General features: G+C 40.0%; 16 protein-coding genes, 3 pseudogenes and 2 riboswitches. Of the genes and pseudogenes, 6 read left to right on the top strand and 13 right to left on the bottom strand.

The genetic code is table 11. From position 1 onward, the window contains the following. Position 1 precedes the first annotated feature (1 nt). The 3 genes from C0966_RS15450 to C0966_RS15440 all read right to left on the bottom strand — a co-directional run bounded on the left by C0966_RS15450 (position 2) and on the right by C0966_RS15440 (position 3172). The gene (locus tag C0966_RS15450; RefSeq protein WP_274856583.1) at positions 2-1060 is read right to left on the bottom strand and encodes a FecCD family ABC transporter permease; all 1059 of its coding nucleotides are present in this window, start codon (positions 1058-1060) and stop codon (positions 2-4) included. Continuing rightward, positions 1023-2000 (bottom strand): ABC transporter substrate-binding protein, encoded by a 978-nt coding sequence (locus C0966_RS15445; protein ID WP_274856582.1) that lies wholly within the window; start codon positions 1998-2000, stop codon positions 1023-1025. Before C0966_RS15445 ends, C0966_RS15450 begins: the two co-directional genes overlap by 38 nt. A gap of 137 nt (positions 2001-2137) precedes the next feature. Further along, a riboswitch (cobalamin riboswitch) is annotated at positions 2138-2321 on the bottom strand. Between the two features lie 74 nt (positions 2322-2395). Next, positions 2396-3172 carry a hypothetical protein gene (locus C0966_RS15440; protein WP_274856581.1) on the bottom strand — a complete coding sequence of 259 codons (777 nt, stop codon included), beginning with the start codon at positions 3170-3172 and terminating at the stop codon, positions 2396-2398. A 390-nt stretch (positions 3173-3562) separates the two neighbouring features. Here C0966_RS15440 and mgtE point away from each other — a divergent pair, with 390 nt between their 5' ends. Continuing rightward, positions 3563-4921: a magnesium transporter gene (mgtE, locus tag C0966_RS15435; protein ID WP_274856580.1), complete on the top strand. Its 1359-nt coding sequence runs from the start codon at positions 3563-3565 to the stop codon at positions 4919-4921. Between the two features lie 123 nt (positions 4922-5044). Here mgtE and C0966_RS15430 read toward each other — a convergent pair whose 3' ends face one another. Further along, positions 5045-5707: an SOS response-associated peptidase gene (locus tag C0966_RS15430; protein WP_274856579.1), complete on the bottom strand. Its 663-nt coding sequence runs from the start codon at positions 5705-5707 to the stop codon at positions 5045-5047. A gap of 335 nt (positions 5708-6042) precedes the next feature. Continuing rightward, positions 6043-6221, top strand: a riboswitch (Lysine riboswitch). 143 nt (positions 6222-6364) lie between these two features. On the opposite strand from C0966_RS15430, the gene C0966_RS15425 reads away from it, so the two are divergent. The 4 genes and pseudogenes from C0966_RS15425 to C0966_RS15410 all read left to right on the top strand — a co-directional run. Beyond that, positions 6365-7789, top strand: a complete 1425-nt coding sequence (locus C0966_RS15425) for an amino acid permease (RefSeq protein ID WP_274856578.1) — start codon at positions 6365-6367, stop codon at positions 7787-7789. A gap of 150 nt (positions 7790-7939) precedes the next feature. Then, positions 7940-9319, top strand: coding sequence for a S8 family peptidase (locus C0966_RS15420; RefSeq protein WP_274856577.1), 1380 nt, complete (start codon positions 7940-7942; stop codon positions 9317-9319). 135 nt (positions 9320-9454) lie between these two features. Next, positions 9455-9829 (top strand): hypothetical protein, encoded by a 375-nt coding sequence (locus tag C0966_RS15415; RefSeq protein ID WP_274856576.1) that lies wholly within the window; start codon positions 9455-9457, stop codon positions 9827-9829. Positions 9830-9886: 57 nt separating this feature from the next. After that, positions 9887-10937, top strand: a pseudogene (locus C0966_RS15410) (ABC transporter permease/substrate-binding protein); the annotation flags it as partial. 275 nt (positions 10938-11212) lie between these two features. On the opposite strand, the gene C0966_RS15400 reads toward C0966_RS15410, so the two are convergent. Beyond that, a complete protein-coding gene (locus C0966_RS15400; protein ID WP_274856852.1) occupies positions 11213-11680 on the bottom strand; it encodes a CBO0543 family protein in 468 nt (155 codons plus the stop codon). Positions 11681-11917: 237 nt separating this feature from the next. Between C0966_RS15400 and C0966_RS15395 the strand changes: the two genes are divergently transcribed. Then, entirely contained in the window at positions 11918-12934 is a 1017-nt protein-coding gene (locus C0966_RS15395; RefSeq protein ID WP_274856575.1) for a DUF3231 family protein, read from the top strand. Between the two features lie 114 nt (positions 12935-13048). On the opposite strand, the pseudogene kdpC reads toward C0966_RS15395, so the two are convergent. The 8 genes and pseudogenes from kdpC to tenI form a co-directional block, all read right to left on the bottom strand. Beyond that, positions 13049-13604: pseudogene (gene kdpC, locus C0966_RS15390) on the bottom strand (potassium-transporting ATPase subunit KdpC). Between the two features lie 29 nt (positions 13605-13633). Next, positions 13634-14964, bottom strand: a pseudogene (gene kdpB / locus C0966_RS15385) (potassium-transporting ATPase subunit KdpB); the annotation flags it as partial. A 494-nt stretch (positions 14965-15458) separates the two neighbouring features. After that, positions 15459-17000: a gluconokinase gene (gene gntK, locus C0966_RS15380; protein ID WP_274856851.1), complete on the bottom strand. Its 1542-nt coding sequence runs from the start codon at positions 16998-17000 to the stop codon at positions 15459-15461. Between the two features lie 208 nt (positions 17001-17208). Continuing rightward, entirely contained in the window at positions 17209-18228 is a 1020-nt protein-coding gene (locus C0966_RS15375; protein WP_274856574.1) for a thiazole biosynthesis adenylyltransferase ThiF, read from the bottom strand. Then, complete coding sequence (locus tag C0966_RS15370) at positions 18228-18992, bottom strand: thiazole synthase (RefSeq protein WP_274856573.1); 765 nt, start codon at positions 18990-18992, stop codon at positions 18228-18230. Before C0966_RS15370 ends, C0966_RS15375 begins: the two co-directional genes overlap by 1 nt. A 1-nt stretch (position 18993) precedes the next feature. Beyond that, on the bottom strand, positions 18994-19197 hold the full coding sequence (gene thiS, locus C0966_RS15365; protein WP_274856572.1) for a sulfur carrier protein ThiS: 204 nt from the start codon (positions 19195-19197) through the stop codon (positions 18994-18996). Between the two features lie 4 nt (positions 19198-19201). Further along, a complete protein-coding gene (gene thiO, locus C0966_RS15360; RefSeq protein ID WP_274856571.1) occupies positions 19202-20332 on the bottom strand; it encodes a glycine oxidase ThiO in 1131 nt (376 codons plus the stop codon). Beyond that, on the bottom strand, positions 20316-20945 hold the full coding sequence (gene tenI / locus C0966_RS15355; protein WP_274856570.1) for a thiazole tautomerase TenI: 630 nt from the start codon (positions 20943-20945) through the stop codon (positions 20316-20318). Before tenI ends, thiO begins: the two co-directional genes overlap by 17 nt. Between the last annotated feature and the right edge of the window lie 69 nt (positions 20946-21014).

Raw genomic sequence — 21014 nt, 5'->3', positions numbered from 1 at the left:
ATTATCCATTTCTTACCCTTCTTCTTATTAAAATAACAGCAAACATCGGAGCTCCTATTAAAGCTGTAATCACGCCGATTGGAAGTTCTGATGGCGCAATAATCGTCCGTGAAACAAGGTCGGCAAGAATTAATAAACCCCCGCCTATCATCATCGATAGCGGCAATAAGTGGCGATGATCAGCCCCCCACAACAGTCTGACAAAGTGGGGAACAACAAGTCCGACAAACCCAATCGTCCCCGAAACAGCTACAGCCGCACCGGTAAGAACGGATCCTGAAATTAAAATAAGCAGTTTTCTCTGAAGTACATTAACACCTAAATGCTGCGCCCGTTCTTCACCGAAGGACAGCGCATTTAATTCATTCGTATTCATAATCAGCAAGCAAGAGCCAAGAATAAAAAAAGGAAAAATAATCTTAATATATTCCCAGCCTCGCATAGAAACACTTCCCAAGAGCCAGCCGATAATTTGCCGAAGCTCTTCCCCTGTGAGCGCAATCATTAAGGAAATAAGTGCACCGAGAAATGAGCTGAAAATAATTCCTGTTAAAATAATCGTTTCAACTTTCATGGTTCGTTCAATCTTTTGTGCGAAAAAAAGCACAAAAAAGACGGTGATAATAGACGCTGTTATACTTAACACCGGCAGCGTATACAAGCCGGCAATTGGAAGCGTGATTTGAAAAAACAGCGCGATCACCGCTCCAACAGATGCACCCGAAGATACCCCAAGAGTATAAGGATCAGCAAGCGGATTGCGCAAAAGGCCTTGAAAGGCAGCTCCTGCAATCGCAAGAGATGCCCCTACAAGACCAGCGAGGAGAACCCGCGGCAGACGGATATTCATCACAATATTTGAAAACATCGGATCAATTGGATCGATTGGCGGTAAACGGAAAATTTCAGCACCAATAATTTGAATAATCGTAAAGGCCGGAACTGAAACGGTCCCGAGTGCAATTCCGATCAGCATTGCCGAAAGGAAAAATAAGATTGCAAGAACATACGCAATCGTTTTGTTACTTAGCAAAAATTTCCGGATAAACAGCTTTCGCAAGTTCCTCTACTCCTTCGGCAAGACGCGGACCCGGACGGGAAACCAAATCTGAATGGACATCAAATACTTGTTTATTTTTTACGGCATTTATATTTTCCCAGCCCTTGCGGCTTGTGACGTTTCCGACAGGGTCTTTTTCATAAAAACCATATGTTGTCACAATCACATCCGGATTTTTTTCAATCACGGCTTCCTGATCAATTTTTGCCCATCCTTCTAATTCCCCGAAAGCATTTTTTGCATTGATGATTGTGAGCATTTCATCCATAAACGTGTTTTTTCCCGGTGTATAAATTTCGGGAGCAGGCGATATTTCAACAAATACTGTCTTTTGTTTGCTCTCTTCAATTTTAGAAGCTTTTTCTTTTATTTTTGAAATCCGTTCTTTCATATTTTGGATGATTTTTTCTGCTTCATCCATTTCACCTGTCGCAGTGCCGATCATTTCAATGGAGTCGTATACTTGTTCAAAATTTTGCGCATCATTAACAACGAGAACAGTTATTCCGGCATCTTTCAACTGCTGCAAGCCTTCCTTGGAACTTTGAGCAATTGATGGGCTGGCAAGAACAAGGTTTGGATTTAATGAAATAATTTTCTCAACGTTTATTTCCATGCCGCCAATTTTTTCTTTTTTTGTCGCCTCTTCGGGATAATTATCATGATCAGATACTCCAACCACTTCTTCTCCCAAACCTAAAGCAAACGCAATTTCGGTATTACTCGGAATAAGCGACACAATTCTTTCCGGTTTTGATTGAATGACAACCTCTTCGCCAGTTGCGTCTTTGATTGTCACCGGAAATTCAGTTTCTGATTTTTGCTCTTGCTTCGGTTCATTTGAAGATGTATTATTATCAGGTTTTTCTTCCCCGCCGCAACCGGCAAGGATGCCTGCTGCAAAAAGCATCGCCAATAATAATGAATATAATTTTTTCATTGTGTTTCTCCCCCTTTTTAATACAAATAAAAAAGCATCTCTAATAACAGGTATAGAGATGCAGTATTGGCCAATTATTCAGAAATGCAAAAAAGACATAATAAGGCCTTCCCACACCTCCCTATCCTCGTAGGTATTTGGTGCTAAAGAAACAGGCAGGTCTCCTGGCTTATGGTCATCACTTGCTGCACCTTCCCATACAATCTCTGTACAGTGGCTGATCGCAGCTCGCTCCCATTTACAGTGGCGGGACCGCGTTGGATTTTCACCAACTTCCCTTTTAAGTCTTAAAAATAAGACACCTGTTCCTTGTATGTATGAAATTTTCCGTCAAATCGTATTATACACTATTTGTCATAAGAAACAGTAAAATTTTTTGATAAAGGCTAAAGGTCTTATGTCGCAAAAAGCTGCCATTCTCTTGTTTTTTTATCAAAGACAAGCTTTGCATCACTTTTTTGCAATTTTACTTTTTCAAATTCTTCATACATATCATCCATATTGTCAAAATCTCCAATTGCCCATATAGGAATTTCCAGGCGGTTTCGGTTTTTTGCAAGATTTTTCAACGACAAAACAGCACCTTCCTTCATAAACCCTGACAACGACATCAGAAGTTCTTTCGTAACAGGAGGGTACGAGCGTTTTTTCTTGATTCCCAAAAGGGTCTTATCAATTTTCAATTGATTCAATTTCATGGCAATGACTTCACCAAGCATTCGGTAAAAATGGTTTAAATGGCGGTAATAAGTTTTATTAAACCATCCGTCATCATGAGCCAAGTACACAAATTGATTGCCGAGATGGTTATAAAACGGCGGCTTTAGATGCTGCTTTAGATGGCCAAGGTATAAGAGTTCAGCAATCTCCCTTCCTGACAGCTCGTCAAGGCTTTCCACTTCTGCAAAGTCGATCCAGCAAAAATCTCCGTATCCGTAGACATCGTCTTTTACCAATCTATTCAGCCTCTCCTTGGGAACATATTCTAAAAGCGTATGCATGTTAAAATCACCGTCATCAAAACGATGTTTCAACAATAATAAATTGTTCATTAAATCTGAAAGTGACCGGGCAAACTCAAAAAATTCGATTCCGTACGTAATAACATAACGGTCACTTTCATTTAAATGAACATAGATAAGATCGCGAAACTCTTGATTGTGCTTTTTCACTGGCGAAACCTCCGAGCGTAATGAATAAATATATTTTCCGATAAAATTCTGTTTTTAAATATAAAAAAAGCGGACTGCTGCCAGAAAAAAACGAATCCACCGGAAACACTGTTTATATAAACGATCAATCATCGTATCTAATATTTTAACAAAAATTGAAAAAAATATCTTATCTCATTCATGCAGTTTTCAAAAAACTTATTGTATTCAATGCCAATTATTTTCAAAAAGCGTGTACGGATATGAGCCATTCCTTTTCGAGCTCATAAACTGTAGATAAAGCAATCCATTATTTACTTTATATTATTCTTATACTATCGTTTCCATTAAAAGATAAATTCCTTATAATAACTAGGAAGCAGAAAAACCGGCGGAAGGAGCGTGAAAAGCATGATTAAAAACATGACAGAGGATCAAATTACTCTTCAAATCATCAAATCATTGAAAGAAAACAAGAAGAAAGTATTCGAAGCTATAATGGACGAACTCCAGCCATACGATATTGCTCAGTTATATGAAAATCTGCCGGAGAAGCATAGAACACGTTTTCTTCTTTATTTAAACATCGACCAGCTTGCTGATTTAATAGAAGAATTAAACAGAGAAAAACAAATCGAGGTTTTAAATAAACTTGGAATCGAGAAAACCGGAAAGGTTCTCGATTTAATGGACAATGATGATCTTGCTTCTCTTTTAGATGACCTGTCGCCAGAAAAAATTTCAGGCTTGCTGGCCGGAATGAAACAGGAAGAATCAAAGATTGTCCAGGACATTATGAAATACCCTCCTGAAACAGCTGGACGCTTAATGACAAACCGGTTTGTTTGGATCAGGAATAATTATACAGTAAGAGAAGCCGTAGAAAAACTTAAAGAATTTGCCGAATTTGCGGAAACCATTAACTACTTGTACGTAGTCGACCAGGAACGGAAACTTGTCGGTGTCGTATCTTACCGGGACTTGCTTCTCGCTGAACCTGATGAAATTATCCTCAACATTATGTACGAGCGCGTCATTTCAGTTAATGTTACGACTGACCAGGAAGAAGTTGCAAGGCTCATCGAGCGGTATGATTTTTTGGCCCTGCCTGTTGTAAACGAAGAAAACATATTAATCGGAATTGTTACTGTCGATGATATTATTGACGTTTTTATTAAAGAAGCGAATGAGGATATAGAAAAGCTGTCCGCAACAGGGAAATCAATTGATTTTGAGACGAAATCATTTACTGCAGCTTTTCGCCGCCTCCCATGGCTAATATTGCTTTTGTTTATTGGGCTTGTTTCAGGCAAAATCATTAGCGGCTTTGAAGAAACGCTTCAAAAAGTAGTAGCCCTTGCTTTTTTTATGCCCATGATTGCCGGAATGACCGGAAATACCGGAACACAGTCGCTTGCTGTTGTCGTAAGAGGTTTGATCTCGCACGACATTAATAAAAAAATCATCTTCCGTTTAATTATGCGTGAACTCGGAGTAGGATTTATCATTGGCATGATATGCGGCCTATTAATTTCGCTGATCGCTTTTGTCTGGCAAGGCAATGCGATTTTGGGACTTGTTGTCGGCTGCTCGCTGTTTCTTACTCTTATTATCGGAACGTTGGCCGGAACGATTATCCCATTGATCTTGTATCGATGCAAAGTTGACCCTGCTGTCGCTTCAGGCCCGCTGATTACGACATTGAACGATATCTTCTCGCTTATTACGTATTTTGGACTTGCCTCTATGTTTATCAATCATTTGATGTGAAAACGCAAGCTGCCTCTTGCAATCGTGTGCCACCGAAGCTCATATTGCAGGAGGCAGTTTTTTCACATCTCTGTATATTGTTTTGGAGGGGGCAGATCCTTTGCTTATGAGCAGGCCCCTTTTTTAATTAAGAGGGACAATGACTTCCTTTGTTTCATTTTTAGGAGAGTTAATTAATGTTGAAACTTCATATGTTTCCATCTCTCCGGCATCGTATGGGACAAGAAGGGATTTCAAGTATTCCGTATCTTCAATCGTTCGATCCAGCCAGGCGTCTTGATTTTCCCTCGTTAAAATAACTGGCATACGGTCGTGAACTTTTTCTGTTAACTCGTTGGGCCGAGTTGTGATAATCGTGCATGAATAGATGATTTCATTTCCTTTTTCCCAGCGGTCCCATAATCCCGCAAATGCAAACGGTTCCCTATTTTTTAGGACAAATCTGTATGGCTGCTTCGTTTTTCCGTCTTTTTTCCATTCATAAAAGCCGTCGGCTAAGATTAAACATCTTCGTTTTTTTAGAGAATGTTTAAAGCTAGCTTTTTCATCCACCGTTTCTGCTCTTGCATTGATCAGTTTATAGCCAATCTTTTCATCTTTCGCCCAGAACGGAATCAGACCCCATCGCAGTTGCTTCCCTACCCTTCCTTTATTTCCTTGTATTACGGTTAAAATATTCTGGCTCGGCGCAATATTATATCTTGGGTAAAATTCGCCTTCGTATTCAAACTGAAATTGCATCTGCAACCGATGAATATCCTCCGCCAAAGAAAATCGTCCGCACATACCAATCACCCTCTTCTCTGTTTATCTCTTTTATACCACAATTTCAGTCAAATCATTTTTCTTCTTCATTTATTTTTTTGATATTACAGCTATTCTTTGCATATATTTGCGATTTTTTATAGATAATTGCGATTTTTCAAATATAATTGCGTTAATTTGATTATTTTTGCGATTTTTTCAATATTACCGCGATTATTTTAATATTACTATAAAAAACCTTAAGTAAACGTATTAAGCAGCGCCTGGTTTTTATGGATACTTTTTTCATTGACTTTCTTGGGCTAAGCCTTTATTCTATTTCGTGGTAACTTCATAGATCGTTCCTCATCAGCTCAAGATGAGGTAGAGGTCGCGGTGTTTATTAGTAAATTGCCGGAGAGTCAGAGAAACTCAATGAAGCAATTGAAAGGAACCACCGCCGAAGCGCCATAATTTCTCTGGTTATGGAAGCTGGGGCTGTATCCGAACAGGTGCAGAACTGTCATAGCGGCTGCTATGATGAACTATCCATTTGTCTGATGCGGTTGTATACGGCACACCGGAACACCGACATCCGGTGTGTTTTTTTGTTTTCTTGCCGATCTGACAATTCGCGAATGCAGATAGTTCCCCTATTTTGAGCAAAGAGGACATTGACAACATGAGAGGAGAAGAAATATGGGGAAAAATAATCAATTAGGTTTATGGATCCTTACCGCTCTTGTAGTGGGCAATATGGTAGGTTCAGGTATATTTATGCTGCCTCGGACGTTATCAGAAGCAGCTAGTCCGGCAGGGGTTATTGGCGCCTGGATACTGACAGGTTTTGGAGTTCTCATGACTTCTTTAGTATTTGGAAATTTGGCCTTAAGAAAGCCAAACCTTACAGGCGGACCGCAAATTTACGCAAAAGAATTGTTTAAACCAGGCTCTAAAACATCTATTCTTTCCGGCTTTATGGCTTCATGGGGATACTGGATTGGGAATTTAGCCGGCAACATTGCGATTATTACGACTTTCGCCGGTTACTTGTCAACCTTTTTCCCTGTCCTGACAAATGAGGCAGAGCTGTTCACAATTGGTTCCTTTACTTTAAAAGTAGGCAACGCATTAACGTTTTTAATTTGTACGCTTCTTTTGTGGGGAACGCACTTTATTATTTTAAGAGGGTTAGAAAATGCCGGAAAGCTGAATTTCGCTGCGACATCCGCCAAAGTGCTCGGATTCTTTGTATTCATATTGGTTGGTCTTTTCGCATTCCAAAAAGCAAACATCGTTCCGTTTGTTGCACCGAGAATGGGTGAAAACGGTGAAACAATCGGGCTATTTGGACAAATTAACAATGCTGCCCTTTCAACATTATGGGCATTTGTAGGAGTAGAATCAGCTGTTGTATTTGCATCAAGAGCTAAAAAGCAAATTGATGTAAAACGGGCGACAATTCTTGGATTGTTTATCGCCCTTGCCCTTTATATCGGCATAAGCACACTTGTTATGGGAATGTTAAGCCAGGAAGCGCTGATCAAGTCTGAAAAACCGTTAATTGACGCCATTCAAACCGTTCTCGGACCAATTGGAGGCAAGTTTTTAGCCGGAGTCGGCTTAATCAGCCTTTTTGGATCTACGCTCGGCTGGGTAATGCTAAGTGCCGAAATTCCATACCAAGCAGCAAAACAAGGATTATTTATCCCAGCCTTTTTAAAAGAAAACAAAAACGGGCTTCCGATCTTTTCACTTATTGTCACAAACAGTATTGGCCAGTTGTTTATATTCTCAACGATCTCGAATTCCATTTCAGCAGCGTTTGATTTCGTGATTTACATCGCTACACTTTCATATCTTGTGCCATACTTTATTTCGTCAATCTTCCAGTTGAAGCTCGTAGTAACAGGCAAAACATACACGAACAAAAGAAGCAGAATAGTCGACGCTGTCATTGCTGTTCTCTCGACCATTTATTCAACATTTGTAATCGTTGCCGGAACAGCTGATATTAAAACCTTTACATTCGGAATGCTGCTCTTGGCAAGCGGTATCTTGTTTTATAACCAGCTTAAAAAACAACCTTCAGCATTAAGAAATAAGAATAAAATTCCAGCATAAAACAAATGGAGGCTGTCTCATAAAGGTTTGACCCTTAGGTTTGAGACAGCCTCTTTTTTGTTTCTCCACACTTATTTTCCCATCAATTCCCTTTGTAAATTCCCCCATACAAAAACAAGCTAATCATATAACAATAATAGGGGTGGAATTATGTCAAAAATTTCAAAACCATTACTTACCGTTTCAATTGTTATTCTTTTATTGATTGGATCAATTTTTCTGCTCCAGAATCGGAAAGATACCAATGGCCAATCAAACCTTGACCGATTTAATGCTTCTGCCAATATACAAAATGTTGAACATGGCAAGAATGTTCTTCAAATCAACAGCATTGCAATGGGGGAAACCATTAAAAGCCACTTGAGAAATGACCCTTCCATCTCTCTGATTAAACATAATAAAAAAAATGAAAGCCATTATAATCAAAGAGAAGTAACTGTTAAATTTACGCACCATCCCAGTGATTTGGAAATTGCCAAAATGACAAGTGACATTAAAGGAAATGTCGTTAAATATCTGGATTCGACGATCGTATTTCGATCAAATGAACTTAGCACTTCAGAGCTGATCCAGTATTTTAACAGCCAGCCGGATGTCATATATGCTGAACCGAATTATCTTTACCTGCAAAACAAAATTGATTTTCCAAATGATCTGCTCTATCGTGAGCAATATCAATGGAATTTGCCTGTTATTCAAACTGAAGCCGGCTGGGATGTTACGAGAGGCGACGAAAAGATCATCATTGCGGTTGTGGATACGGGAGTTGATTTGAATCATCCGGATTTGCGCAAGCGGCTGACAAAAGGTTACAATGTGCTGGAAAACAATGATTATCCGGATGATGATAATGGCCATGGCACCCACGTAGCAGGTATTATCGCTTCAGAAACAAATAACCGGGAAGGAGTCGCCGGCATCACCTGGTATAACAAAATCATGCCTATAAAAGCAATGGGAGCTGAAGGATACGGTACGACCTTTGATATAGCAAAAGGGATCATCTGGGCAGCAGACCATGGAGCCGACGTAATAAACTTGAGCTTGGGAAATTATCAGCCCTCTTCACTCATGAAAGAAGCGGTCAAATACGCTTATGAGAAAAATGCTGTCATTATTTCAGCTGCGGGCAATGATAACTCAAGCCAGCCCAGCTTTCCGGCTGCATATCCTGAAGTCCTTGGCGTATCAGCAGTCAGCTACACCGGCCAACGTGCACCTTTCTCGAATTATGGGGATTATATTGATGTATCTGCTCCGGGAGTGCAAATCCCTAGCACATACTTCAACCAGCAGTATGCGGCCTTGTCCGGTACTTCGATGGCATCTCCCCATGTCGCAGGGCTTGCAGGGCTGATCCTGTCTGCAAACCCTGAGTTAACAAACAAGGAAGTTATGGACATCATCAAAAATACTGCCTATGATTTGGGATCCCCGGGAAAGGATATTGATTTCGGCAGCGGATTAATTGATGTAAAAAAAGCACTTCAAGCTGTTAATAGCAAAATAGACGAAGGGGCTGGCCAATAAGGGGCTGGCCCCCTTTGTTAAACTGTTTTTTTAAGCAGTGTTTACAAATACCACATGAATCTCTCTCATAGCCAGTTTTATTGATTCTTCTCCATCCCCTTCTTCTCCCACAATGAGGATTCATCCTGATTTAAATTGAATAAAAATTCCCGTAAACAAAACATTATGAAAACAATTGTGTTTGTCACTCATGATATACAGGAAGCCCTAAAGCTTGGAGACCGGATTTGTGTTATGAAAGACGGAGAAATTGTACAAGTGGGAACGCCGGACGATATTCTTCATCACCCAGCTAATGATTTTGTAAAAGAATTTATTGGAATCCATGAAAATCGATACAATGAAAATATTACGGTTGAAAAAATTGTGCGCGAAATCTATTCAGAAGAGCTTTCCGGCAATTACAGCATAACGATTCCTTCCTCCCTACCTTTAAAAGAATTACTTGAATTGCTGGTTCAACATGATGAAGTGCCAGTAGAAAAAATGGCGAGATCATCGGAACAATAAACAGAAAAATGATAATTCAGCATTTTGCCGAAAGAATCGGAGAAAGAGAGGGAGGAAATGAATAATTTTGCTGAAATTCTAAAAAAAAGACAGTCGCAGCTTATAAGCGCTTTATTTGAACATATTCAAATTTCCTTTTATTGCTCTCTTTTTCGCAGTCATTATAGCCATTCCGCTCGGCATTTTCCTAACAAGAAATAAAAAACTAGCCGAAGGGATGATTGGTATTACAGCCGTGCTGCAAACAATCCCTTCCCTTGCCCTGCTGGGACTTTTAATTCCTTTATTTGGAATCGGAAAAGTGCCTGCCATAATTGCCCTTGTTGTTTATGCATTGCTTCCTATTTTAAGAAATACGTATACAGGCATCAAAGAAGTAGATCCCTCATTAATAGAAGCTGCTAAGGCAATGCGAATGAACGGCAGAAAAAGGTTGCTAAAGGTCGAACTTCCGCTGGCTATGCCTGTTCTAATGGCCGGAATCCGGACTGCCATGGTATTAATCATTGGTACAGCTACCATTGCTGCCCTTATCGGGGCAGGCGGTTTGGGAGACATCATTTTGCTGGGCATTGATCGAAATAACACATCCCTTATCGTGCTTGGGGCTATTCCCGCTGCTCTGTTAGCCATTCTCTTTGATGTTTTGCTGTGAAAGTTCGAACGAATTTCTTTCAAAAAGACTATCACAACGATGGGAGTATTGACAACCGCAGGCATCTTCTTCATGATTCTTCCGTTATTATCGGGAGAAGAAAAGAAAGATATCGTGATCGCAGGGAAGCTTGGTTCAGAGCCTGAAATTTTAATTAATATGTATAAGCTGCTCATTGAAGAACATACTGATTTGAATGTTGAACTGAAACCGGGTTTTGGAAAGACATCTTTTGTATTCAATGCATTGAAATCAGGCAGAATCGATATTTATCCTGAGTTTACCGGAACAGCCATATCAGAATTTTTAAAGGAAACAGCTGTAAGCACAGACAGAATGGAAGTTTATGAGCAAGCTAGAATCACTGACGACGAAATGCGTGAGATGAATTATAAAGTAAATGTTGAAGGTGTAAGTGCTGAAGAAGTTGCCAGAGAATATTTAGAAAGAACCGGTCTTCTGTAAACTCCTTATGATTTGGGCATCCGGCATAATGACTATTTGAACAGATTTTACGAGCAGGAGTCATTTCCTGCTCGATTATTATTTCAAAGTATTCCTTCACCATGAAAATTCACTTCAAATAAGGTTATAAACAGTATTATACAAATCCGAATTTCATAATTAAGTTTGAACCATTGAAGAAATAGATGAGAAATCAGGTGCCGTCAAAAATGTCATTACAGCCGCCAAGAACCGAAGATTAGCCTAAGAATGTTTTATAGCCACTATACCTTTGATTTTTCTATTTTGTTAATCAATTGCATAATGATACGGACAAACAATGATAGAAGAAAAACGGTAATAAACGAGTACATCCCAGTCCATTTATGGTATCTAATTAAATCTGTATATTTTTCGCAAAGAACCTCAATGACCGCTATAGCACCGGAATACAATGCACATTGTATAATAATGCCTGAAATTCTTGATTGATAAGTTGTTTGATAAAAGTATACACAAACAATTGGATATAAAAAGTATTCAAAAAGAAGACTTTGATCGAAATATTTACTTAAAAACCTTACAGGATATTCAATCATTTTTTCCTCTACAACAACTATGCCAAAAATTGATGAAAAATAGGCTTTCATTAAGAAAACTAAAATCGTATCTTTAATTAACGGTTTCCTTAAACTGAATATCAATAAAATAATTCCAATTATAAACAATACCCACAAAATAGTTTTATCCATGGATAAGTCTCCTATTAGTAATTCGCTTTTCACTTATTATGCCCCCAAAAAAACAAAATCTTTATTATTCCATAAAATTTAATGGGATACCAAGCTTCTTTCCTATCCAAAAAAATTTATGTATCAAGAATGTATATACGATAAGTTAGCATATTGGACACTATATTTTTTTATTCATATAACAAGTAAATATTGGGAATGATTAATGAAGACTATCTTGTTATGGAGGGTTTTTACATGCAACAGGAAAAGCAGATTAGACTCACATCAGCAGAAATAGCTCAGCTTTGGTCTCAATACTTAAATGATAGTGCAATCATGTGTATGTTAAGTTATTTCTTGGAAAAAGTTGAGGATGGAGAAATTAAGCCGATCATTGAATATGCATTACAGCTCTCAAATACACATTTACAAAAAATAAGCGAAATGCTTACTGAGGAAAAAAATATAGTCCCACAAGGTTTTCGACAAGAGGATAATGTTGATGTAACAGCTCCACGACTATTTTCTGATACATATGTATTACACCTTATTCATCAAATGTCTAAAATTGGTTTGACAGCCTATGCGAATAGCCTATCTTTATCAGTAAGGCAAGACATTACAGATCATTATAAACAATGTATGTCAGAGATCATGAAATTGTATGAGATGTCAAAAAATATGTTGTTGGAAAAAGGTCTGTATGTCAGGTCTCCATATTTCCCAAATCTTGAGCATGTTGATTTTGTGGTGAAGCAAAGCTTTATCATCGACTTCTTTGGAGAAAAAAGACCTCTTTCAGCTTTGGAAGTAAGTAACCTCTATGCCAATTCTCAAAGGAATGCGTTAGGAATTGCAACTTTAATTGGTTTTAGCCAAGTAGCTAAATCAAAGGAAGTTACACAATATTTTCTCAAGGGTATCGAAATTGCACAAAAGCATATTGAATTATTTGATCAAAAATTAAAACAAGAACACCTTCCTGTTTCTGTACCATTGGAAGCAGAGGTAACAAATACCACTGCCTATGTTTTTTCTGAAAAATTAATGATGTATTTTGTTTCTACTTTAATCTCTATCGGGTTAGGATTTTATGGCACTGCAATTTCCCAAAGTCCCAGATTAGATTTAGGGGTCATGTATAACAAAATGTTAGTGGAAATTCAGTTTTATTCTGAGGATGGAGCGAATATCATGATTAAAAACAAATGGCTGGAACAGCCCCCGCTTGCTTCTAACAGAAAAGATCTTGCAAAGAAGAATTTTGAATAAAATATTGTGTTTCGTCCTTCTGAATGAGCAGAAAGAGCTTTTATGCTACATATATGATTCATTACTCACCGTACCCATCAGAAAAAGGAGAGTAACTCACTCTCCTTTTCAAACCTATTTCAATTCGTCAAGAGCCATGTTTAATTTTAAAACGTTGACTCTAGGTTCACCGAAAATACCTAATTGGCGCCCTTCCGTATGTTCCTTAACTAATTTATAAAGTTCCTCTTCATCTACTCCTCTTATCTTGGCAATTCGCGGAACTTGAATTTCCGCTGCTAACGGAGAAATATGCGGATCAAGGCCCGAAGCAGAGTTTGTTAATAAATCTGCCGGAATATCTTCTTTTTTCACTTCAGGGTTGGCAGCGAGGAACGCCTCTATATCTTTCTTTGTCCGTTCAATCCATTCTTTATTGGAAGGGGCATAGTTGTTTGAACCCGATCCGGCAGCATCATATTCATATAGAAGAAACGCGGCCGCTGAAATATTTTGGATCTTTAAACATCTGGCCGATCAGTTCTGAACCAACCACTTTCCCATCTCGTTCAATTAAGCTTCCTTCTGCCTTTGCGGGCATTATCAGATTCGCAATGCCTGTAACAATGAGTGGATAGGCTAAACCGCAAACGACTAACAATACAAGGCTGATTCTTAAAGCTTTTAGCATTTTTTCGTCACCACTTTAACTTTAATTTTTTAAATAAACAAACTTAATAGCATATCAATCAGTTTGATGCCAACAAACGGCGCCAGCACCCCGCCCATACCATAAATAAACAAATTGCGGTTTAATAATTTCGTTGCACTCATCGGAACATACTTAACACCCTTCATGGCCAGCGGAATTAACAAAGGAATAATCACGGCGTTAAAGATAAGCGCTGAAAGGATCGCACTTTCAGGTGTTGCCAAATTCATAATGTTAAGCGCCTTCATTTGCGGAATCGCCATCATAAACATTGCCGGAATTATGGCAAAATATTTCGCTACATCATTTGCAATACTGAACGTAGTTAAGGCTCCTCTTGTCATTAAAAGCTGTTTTCCAATCGCTACAACTTCAATAATCTTGGTCGGATCAGAATCGAGATCTACCATGTTTGCTACTTCCTTGGCAGCAATCGTACCGCTATTCATGGCAAGACCGACATCCGCCTGTGCTAGCGCAGGGGCATCGTTCGTTCCGTCGCCTGTCATTGCGACAAGCTTCCCTTCGGCTTGTTCTTTGCGAATGATTACTATTTTATCTTCCGGCTTTGCTTCTGCGATAAAGTCATCCACACCCGCCTCTTTGGCAATGGTGGCTGCCGTCAGAGGGTTATCCCCCGTACACATGATTGTTTTGATCCCCATTTTTCTTAATTCGTCAAACCGTTTTCTCATTCCCGGTTTTACAGTATCTTTTAAATAAATTAACCCTAACAAGCAATTTCCGTCTGCTACGGCAAGCGGAGTACCGCCTTCCATTGCAATTTGTTCCGCTTTTTCCTCCAGATCGACCGGAACAGTACCGCCATGTTCCAGGGATATTCTTTAATCGCGTCTACAGCACCTTTTCGAACTTTACGGCCATCAGCAAAATCTGTTCCACTCATTCTGGTTTCCGCCCTAAATTCCACTCCCTCTGACCCGGTCGTTTTAAATTCACTTTCGGGAACACCTAAATTCTTCGCTAATTCAATAACGGAACTTCCTTCAGGCGTTTCATCATGGAGAGAACTATGAAGAACAACCCGGTTCAACTCTTCCTGGGAAGAATTTTTTACCGGGATAAAAGATGACGCCATTCGGTTCCCATGTGTAATCGTTCCTGTCTTATCAAGAATGATGGTATTAATATCTCCAGCTGCTTCTACTGCCTTCCCTGACTTTGCGATGACATTAAATTTCGTGACACGATCCATTCCCGCGATGCCGATAGCCGAAAGCAGCCCTCCAATCGTTGTCGGGATTAAACAAACAAGTAAAGCAATTAATGTTGCAACCAGCAACTCCGCACCTACATAGGAGGCAATCGGGACAATTGTGATGAACGGATGAATCAAAATCGTAACCGCAATTAGCTTCATTTCAAAGAATTTATATTTTTGTACATCATATTTCATTAATTAAACAAAAAAAGACTGTCTCTTAAGGGTCTGACCCTTATGAGACAGTCTCTTTGAAAATGCCAAGATTCGAACCTCTGCCACAAACACCACATACTAGTACTCTTCCAAGCTGAGTTTTTCCCGGACGGCCGCTCCATAAATCCCAATATCCTTTTTATCGCTCTTATTTTTTACAAAATGTGACATACAAGTTATTAATCAAACGTTTGATTAAAGATTGGAAAATTGCTTGGGTCTCTTACATTTTCCCGGGAAATAGGAGCGGAAATTGTCAAAAGCAGACGGCCTATTTTTCGACAATGATAGTACAGGCGCTTTGTTATTGCCAAAAACAAGCGAAAGACGGGTATTAAAAATTTTCAAAAGAAAAGTGCAAGCAAAAATTCAATTTAACTTTTCAATTCCATGATTTAAATCCATTTCCTTTGGAAAGCAGCAATGCTTTCATATTCTTCTCTTAAAAGTTGAGAAAGTCGTATATAGATAGGAATTAGCTCTTGATAGATTGCGGCATTTTCTTTATTCGGTCGATGGTGGTAAATAGCTCCTACCATATCAGAAACGACATTTAATGTATTTACTTCACCGAGACTGTATAAGCCAATGATAGCCGCTCCCAGACATGAGCTTTCGAAACTTTCGGGTACATAGACTTCCCGGTTAAAGATGTCTGCCATCATTTGTCTCCATAGTTCTGACCTTGCAAAGCCGCCGGTTGCTTGAATCTTCTCAGGCTCTCCGATTCGTTCTTTTATGGCAATAAGAACCGTATATAAATTGAAGATTACACCTTCCATAACAGCCCGAATCAGGTGCTCTTTTTTATGATACAAGCCTAATCCAAAAAAAGACCCTCGTGCGTTTGCATCCCATAAAGGAGCTCTTTCCCCCGCTAAATATGGATGGAATAATAAACCGTCCGAACCGTGTTTAACTCTTGCTGCCATTTCAGTAAGAACTTCATACGGATCTTTTCCCAAACGTAATGCAGTCTCCATTTCAGAAGAACAGAGCTGGTCGCGAACCCATCTAAAAATCATACCTCCATTATTAACCGGTCCGCCAATCACCCAATGATCTTCCGTTAAAGCATAACAAAAGATCCTTCCTTGTGGGTCTGTTACTGGCCGATCCGTTACCGTCCGAATGGCCCCGCTTGTTCCAAGGGTGACAGCCACTGCTCCAGGCTCTATCGCATTGACACCTAAATTTGACAATACTCCGTCACCGGCTCCTGCAACAAAAGGAATATCTGTTGGCAAATTCATTTCTCTTGCAAATGTTTCGTCCATTCCTGTCAAACGATATGTAGTTGGAACGGGCTCAGAAAGCTGTTTCTCTGTAACACCGGCAACAGCCAGTGCTTCCTCATCCCATTTTAAAGAAGTCAGGTTAAACATCCCGGTAGCGGAAGCAATGGAATAATCAATAATATATTTCTTAAAAAGTTTATAAAAGACATATTCTTTCATAGAAATAAATTTATAACTTCTTGAAAAAAGTTCTTGATGCTCATGTCGAAGCCAAGTTAGCTTTGAAAATGGGGACATCGGATGAATCGGCGTTCCCGTACGGAGATAGATTTGGTGTCCGTTCATCTCATTTTTTATTTTTTCAGCCCACATGGAACTTCTATTATCCGCCCATGTGATGCATTTCGTTAATGGCCTTCCCTTTTTGTCCACTGCAATGACACTATGCATAGCGGAACTAAAAGATACACATAGAATATCAGTTGGGGCCACATGACTTGATTGTATCGTTTGCTTAATGGATTTGATCACAGCTTGGAAAATTTCTTCCGGATCTTGCTCTGCAGCATCAGGAGCAGGCGATAACAGTGGATATTCAACTGAAGAACTTGATATAACTGTGCCATCAACTTGAAACAGAACTGATTTTGTGCTTGTTGTTCCAATGTCAACACCGATAACATATTTTGTACTCACTATTTCATTCTCCTTCTATTGATGAAAAATCTTATTACTTTTGTGGGCTAGTTTCAATGGTTTCAGTTTTTTATTTTAACTAAGGTTCTTTTTGAAAATTTTTAAAATTAATGATTACATCAGCTTAAAAAAAAGACCGGAGGATAAACCAGAATTATATCTGATATTCCTTCGATCCGGGGCTTAACTGTTTATTTTGTTTTAAATTTGTCTATCCAATAAAGCGATGATACAAGCTTTTCGCCTCTGCAATATCTTTTGTACCGTGGACAAGCACTCTCCCGTCTTTAAAAACGACTAGACGGTGATCGCCTTGTATAAACGAAACAAGGTATGGATTCTTCTCAACCTTTCCGCCTGAACGGGAAAGAGTTTCTGCCAACTGATTCAAATCTCTTTCAATTCGTTCTGCGGGCCTGATTTGCACCGTATTCCTTCCGCAAAGAACCGCTGTTTTCATTTGGTTTTCAGGTTGCAAATACGGATAGATGGGAGCTTCTCCGCACGAAGGACAATCTGCTTTTTTCATTTTATCAACATTCATCGCCACATAATGATTGTTCCAAAGATCAAACGAAACGAGCGTATTCCGTAATGCTTTTATGTCCTCTACTAAAATTTTTAACGCTTCTGACGTTTGATGGACTACAACCATTTGCACAGCAGGTGCGATAATTCCCGCTGTGTCGCAAGTTGCTCCACCCATAGGAACACTTTCAAGAAGACAGCCTAAACATGGCGTTTTTCCGGGTATGATTGTATAGCTTAAACCATAACTGCCGACGCATGCTCCATATATCCAAGGAATCTTTCGTTTTTGTGAAATGTCATTAATTAACAGGCGTATATCAAAGTTATCAGTAGCATCAAGAATAAGATCAACATCTTCAGTTAATTCTTCTATTTCTTGAATGCCTACGTCCATAATATACGATTCGATCTGAACGTCCGAGTTGATCTGCAGAAGCCGCTCCCTTGCCGCAATTGCTTTCGGCATTCGATTTTCCGCGTCTTTTTCGCTGAAAAGCTGTTGTCGTTGAAGATTGCTCCACTCAACATAGTCGCGGTCAACGATCGTTATTCTCCCGACACCTGCACGTGCCAGTATTTCAGCGTTGCCGGTACCGAGAGCGCCGGCGCCGATGATCAATACATGTTTAGACGAAAGCTTTTTCTGTCCTTCTTTTTGAATTCCGGCAAATAATTCTTGCCTGGAATACCGCTCGCTCATTAAACGATCATTCCCTCCAGCGGGCTCGAGGCGGTTGCATACCTTTTTTTCGGAATTCTGCCTGCTTCATATCCCATTCGTCCTGCTTCAATGGCCAGCTTCATTGCAAGAGCCATTTTCACCGGATCTTTGGCACCCGATACAGCAGTATTCAATAGAACACCATCTGCACCCATCTCCATTGCGAGAGCCGCATCTGACGGCGAACCGATTCCTGCATCAACAATGACAGGTACAGCTGCTTGCTCGATAATCAGGCTTAAATTTAACGGATTCACAATTCCTTGACCGGAACCAATCGGTGAAGCTCCGGGCATAATGGCATGCACGCCAAGCTCCTGCAATTTTCTTGCTAATATTACATCATCAGAAGTGTAAGGGAGAACGATAAATCCTTCCTCCAGAAGCATTTCAGATGCCTTTAACGTTTCAATCGGATCCGGAAGAAGTGTTTTATCATCACCAATAACTTCTACTTTTATCATATCACACAAACCGGACGCCTTTGCCAGTTTTGCAATTCTTACCGCTTCTTCCGCCGTTTTTGCTCCTGCCGTATTCGGCAGCAAAGTAAAATTTGCAACTTCCAGCTTTTCCAAAAAGTTCGGCTGGTTCGGCTCATAAATATTCATACGGCGAACCGCAAATGTTAGAATTTCAGCACCTGATACTTTTACCGCCTCTTTCTGTACATCAAAATCAGGAAACTTCCCTGTTCCAAGCAGCAACCTCGATTCAAACTGATAAGGACCAATTTTTAACATGTTAACCGCCTCCCACAAAATGAACAATTTCTATTTTATCGCCATCTGACAAATATGCTTCTGCATGTGCACTTTTCTCAAGAATTTCCCGATTCAGTTCAACAATGGCTCCTTTGTCTTGCAAGTTGAAGTGAGCCAACAAATCCTGAATCGTACGTACTTCATTAGACAGTTCGACTACATCTCCGTTTATAATGAGCTTCATTTTGTCACCTCGCTATCAGCGTTTTTGAAAACCGGTCTACCCGAAACGGCTGCAACGTCTCTTCCTGCCGATCGCCTTCGATCAGCTCTGTCATCCACTGTCCTGTGATCGGGCTAAGCAATATTCCGTTGCGAAAATGGCCCGCAGCAATAAATAGCCCTTCAATTTCAGGATGCTTGCCCATATAAGGCAATCCATCAGGAGTTTGGGGACGAAGGCCTGTCCAAGCTTTTTCCCATTCGCCCTCTACAATGTTCGGTAATATCGTTTCTGCCTTTGTTAAAAGGTCTCGAATTCCTTTTAGAGTCACCTTTTTATCGTATTGTCCTTCTGCCATAGTAGCGCCAACGATAAGACGGCCCCGTTGTTTTGGCACAATGTAGCATCCTTCCGAAATAACGGTAGCAGTAATCGGTGCTGCCGGATACAGTAAAGAAAAACATTCCCCTTTCACAGGATATAACGGAAGATGAAGACCGGTTTGCTGCAGCAAGGTTCCTGACCAGACACCTGATGCCACTACTACCGTATCACTGTAAAAATTACCGCCATTCGTTTCAACGCCAATAATCCGGTCTTTTTGAATAATGATTCCTGTTGTTGTTGTGTACTCTCGTAAACTCACACCTAAAATGGAGGCTGCCCTCGCAAAAGCAGAAGTTAATTCCGGAGCAAGCACATGTCCATCATCCGGCAGATACATAGCGCCTATAAGATCACGGGAAAGGTTCGGTTCTCTTTCAAGCAGCTCTGCATCAGACAACCATTCGGCTCTTTGTCCTTGCTTCTGGTAGAATGATTTGAGTCTCTTTAACTCGTTTCCTTCGTCTTCTGATCTAGCTACCTTTAATAACCCTTTATTTACTAGATGAACATCAATACCGGAACATTCTTTTAATTCCTCTGCTATGGCAGGAAACAGACTTCTGCTCTTTTGCGCCATGTCATAAAAAGGACCGGCTTCTGTTATTTCCGCCTGTGCACCAAGCATTCCCGCTGCCGCGCTTGATGCCTCGCATCCAATCCGGTCTTTTTCGACTAACAGGACCTTTCGTTTCTTTTTTGCCAAATGAAAGGCTATTGAACTGCCAATCACTCCGCCTCCGACAATAATAACGTCATAACTGGTTGTCATTTGAAACCCTCTTTCCATTTACAAACGTATATAATTCTTTTATTGCTTCTAACGGTGAATGAGCTTCCCATATTAATGACATGACGGCAATGCCGGCCGCACCTGTCGACAAAACTTCTTTCGCATTATTAGGTACTATACCTCCTATCGCGATTACCGGAATTGCCACCTCCTTTACTATTTGCCGCAATGAACCTAGACCTCTTGGGGCCAATCCAGGCTTTGAAGAAGTGGAGAAAATATGTCCGTACAAAAGGTAATCTGCTCCCTGCTCTTCAGCTTCAACAGCTTCTTGTATCGAGTGAACCGATTTCCCGATGCGCAATTCCGGAAAACTCGTTTTAACAAGTTGTACATCAAGGCTTTGGTATGTTAGTTGAACACCCTGTGCATGAACTGCTCTTGCAACGTCTGCACGGTCATTTACAACTACTTTTCCGGACGGGATTCCTTGATCGATCATTGCCTTAATGATGGTATAGACCTCTTTGGCTGTTGCAGTTTTTTCGCGAATGTGAATGGCGGTAACATACGGATGAATCTCAGAAGCTATCTTCACAAACTGATCGGTTTTCTGTATACCGTTCGAAATGACATGAATTTCTTTTTCCATCGTCCACACCTGCCCTTGGACGTAAACTTGGCAAAACAAAAACCACTCTCCAGCATAAAGAGTGGTTAA

Source organism: Bacillus methanolicus, assembly GCF_028888695.1.
Lineage (GTDB): Bacteria > Bacillota > Bacilli > Bacillales > Cytobacillaceae > Bacillus_Z > Bacillus_Z methanolicus_B.
Note: the sequence above shows the minus strand (reverse complement) of the source record. Positions and strands in the feature narration are given on the sequence as shown.

What these genes read in the sequence shown, in the direction of transcription:
- C0966_RS15445 (WP_274856582.1), bottom strand. Translation starts at nt 2,000, where the DNA reads ATGAAAAAATTATATTCATTATTATTGGCGATGCTTTTTGCAGCAGGC.
- mgtE (WP_274856580.1), top strand. Translation starts at nt 3,563, where the DNA reads ATGATTAAAAACATGACAGAGGATCAAATTACTCTTCAAATCATCAAA.
- C0966_RS15430 (WP_274856579.1), bottom strand. Translation starts at nt 5,707, where the DNA reads ATGTGCGGACGATTTTCTTTGGCGGAGGATATTCATCGGTTGCAGATG.
- C0966_RS15425 (WP_274856578.1), top strand. Translation starts at nt 6,365, where the DNA reads ATGGGGAAAAATAATCAATTAGGTTTATGGATCCTTACCGCTCTTGTA.
- C0966_RS15420 (WP_274856577.1), top strand. Translation starts at nt 7,940, where the DNA reads ATGTCAAAAATTTCAAAACCATTACTTACCGTTTCAATTGTTATTCTT.
- C0966_RS15400 (WP_274856852.1), bottom strand. Translation starts at nt 11,680, where the DNA reads ATGGATAAAACTATTTTGTGGGTATTGTTTATAATTGGAATTATTTTA.
- C0966_RS15395 (WP_274856575.1), top strand. Translation starts at nt 11,918, where the DNA reads ATGCAACAGGAAAAGCAGATTAGACTCACATCAGCAGAAATAGCTCAG.
- C0966_RS15375 (WP_274856574.1), bottom strand. Translation starts at nt 18,228, where the DNA reads ATGAGCGAGCGGTATTCCAGGCAAGAATTATTTGCCGGAATTCAAAAA.
- C0966_RS15370 (WP_274856573.1), bottom strand. Translation starts at nt 18,992, where the DNA reads ATGTTAAAAATTGGTCCTTATCAGTTTGAATCGAGGTTGCTGCTTGGA.
- thiS (WP_274856572.1), bottom strand. Translation starts at nt 19,197, where the DNA reads ATGAAGCTCATTATAAACGGAGATGTAGTCGAACTGTCTAATGAAGTA.
- thiO (WP_274856571.1), bottom strand. Translation starts at nt 20,332, where the DNA reads ATGACAACCAGTTATGACGTTATTATTGTCGGAGGCGGAGTGATTGGC.
- tenI (WP_274856570.1), bottom strand. Translation starts at nt 20,945, where the DNA reads ATGGAAAAAGAAATTCATGTCATTTCGAACGGTATACAGAAAACCGAT.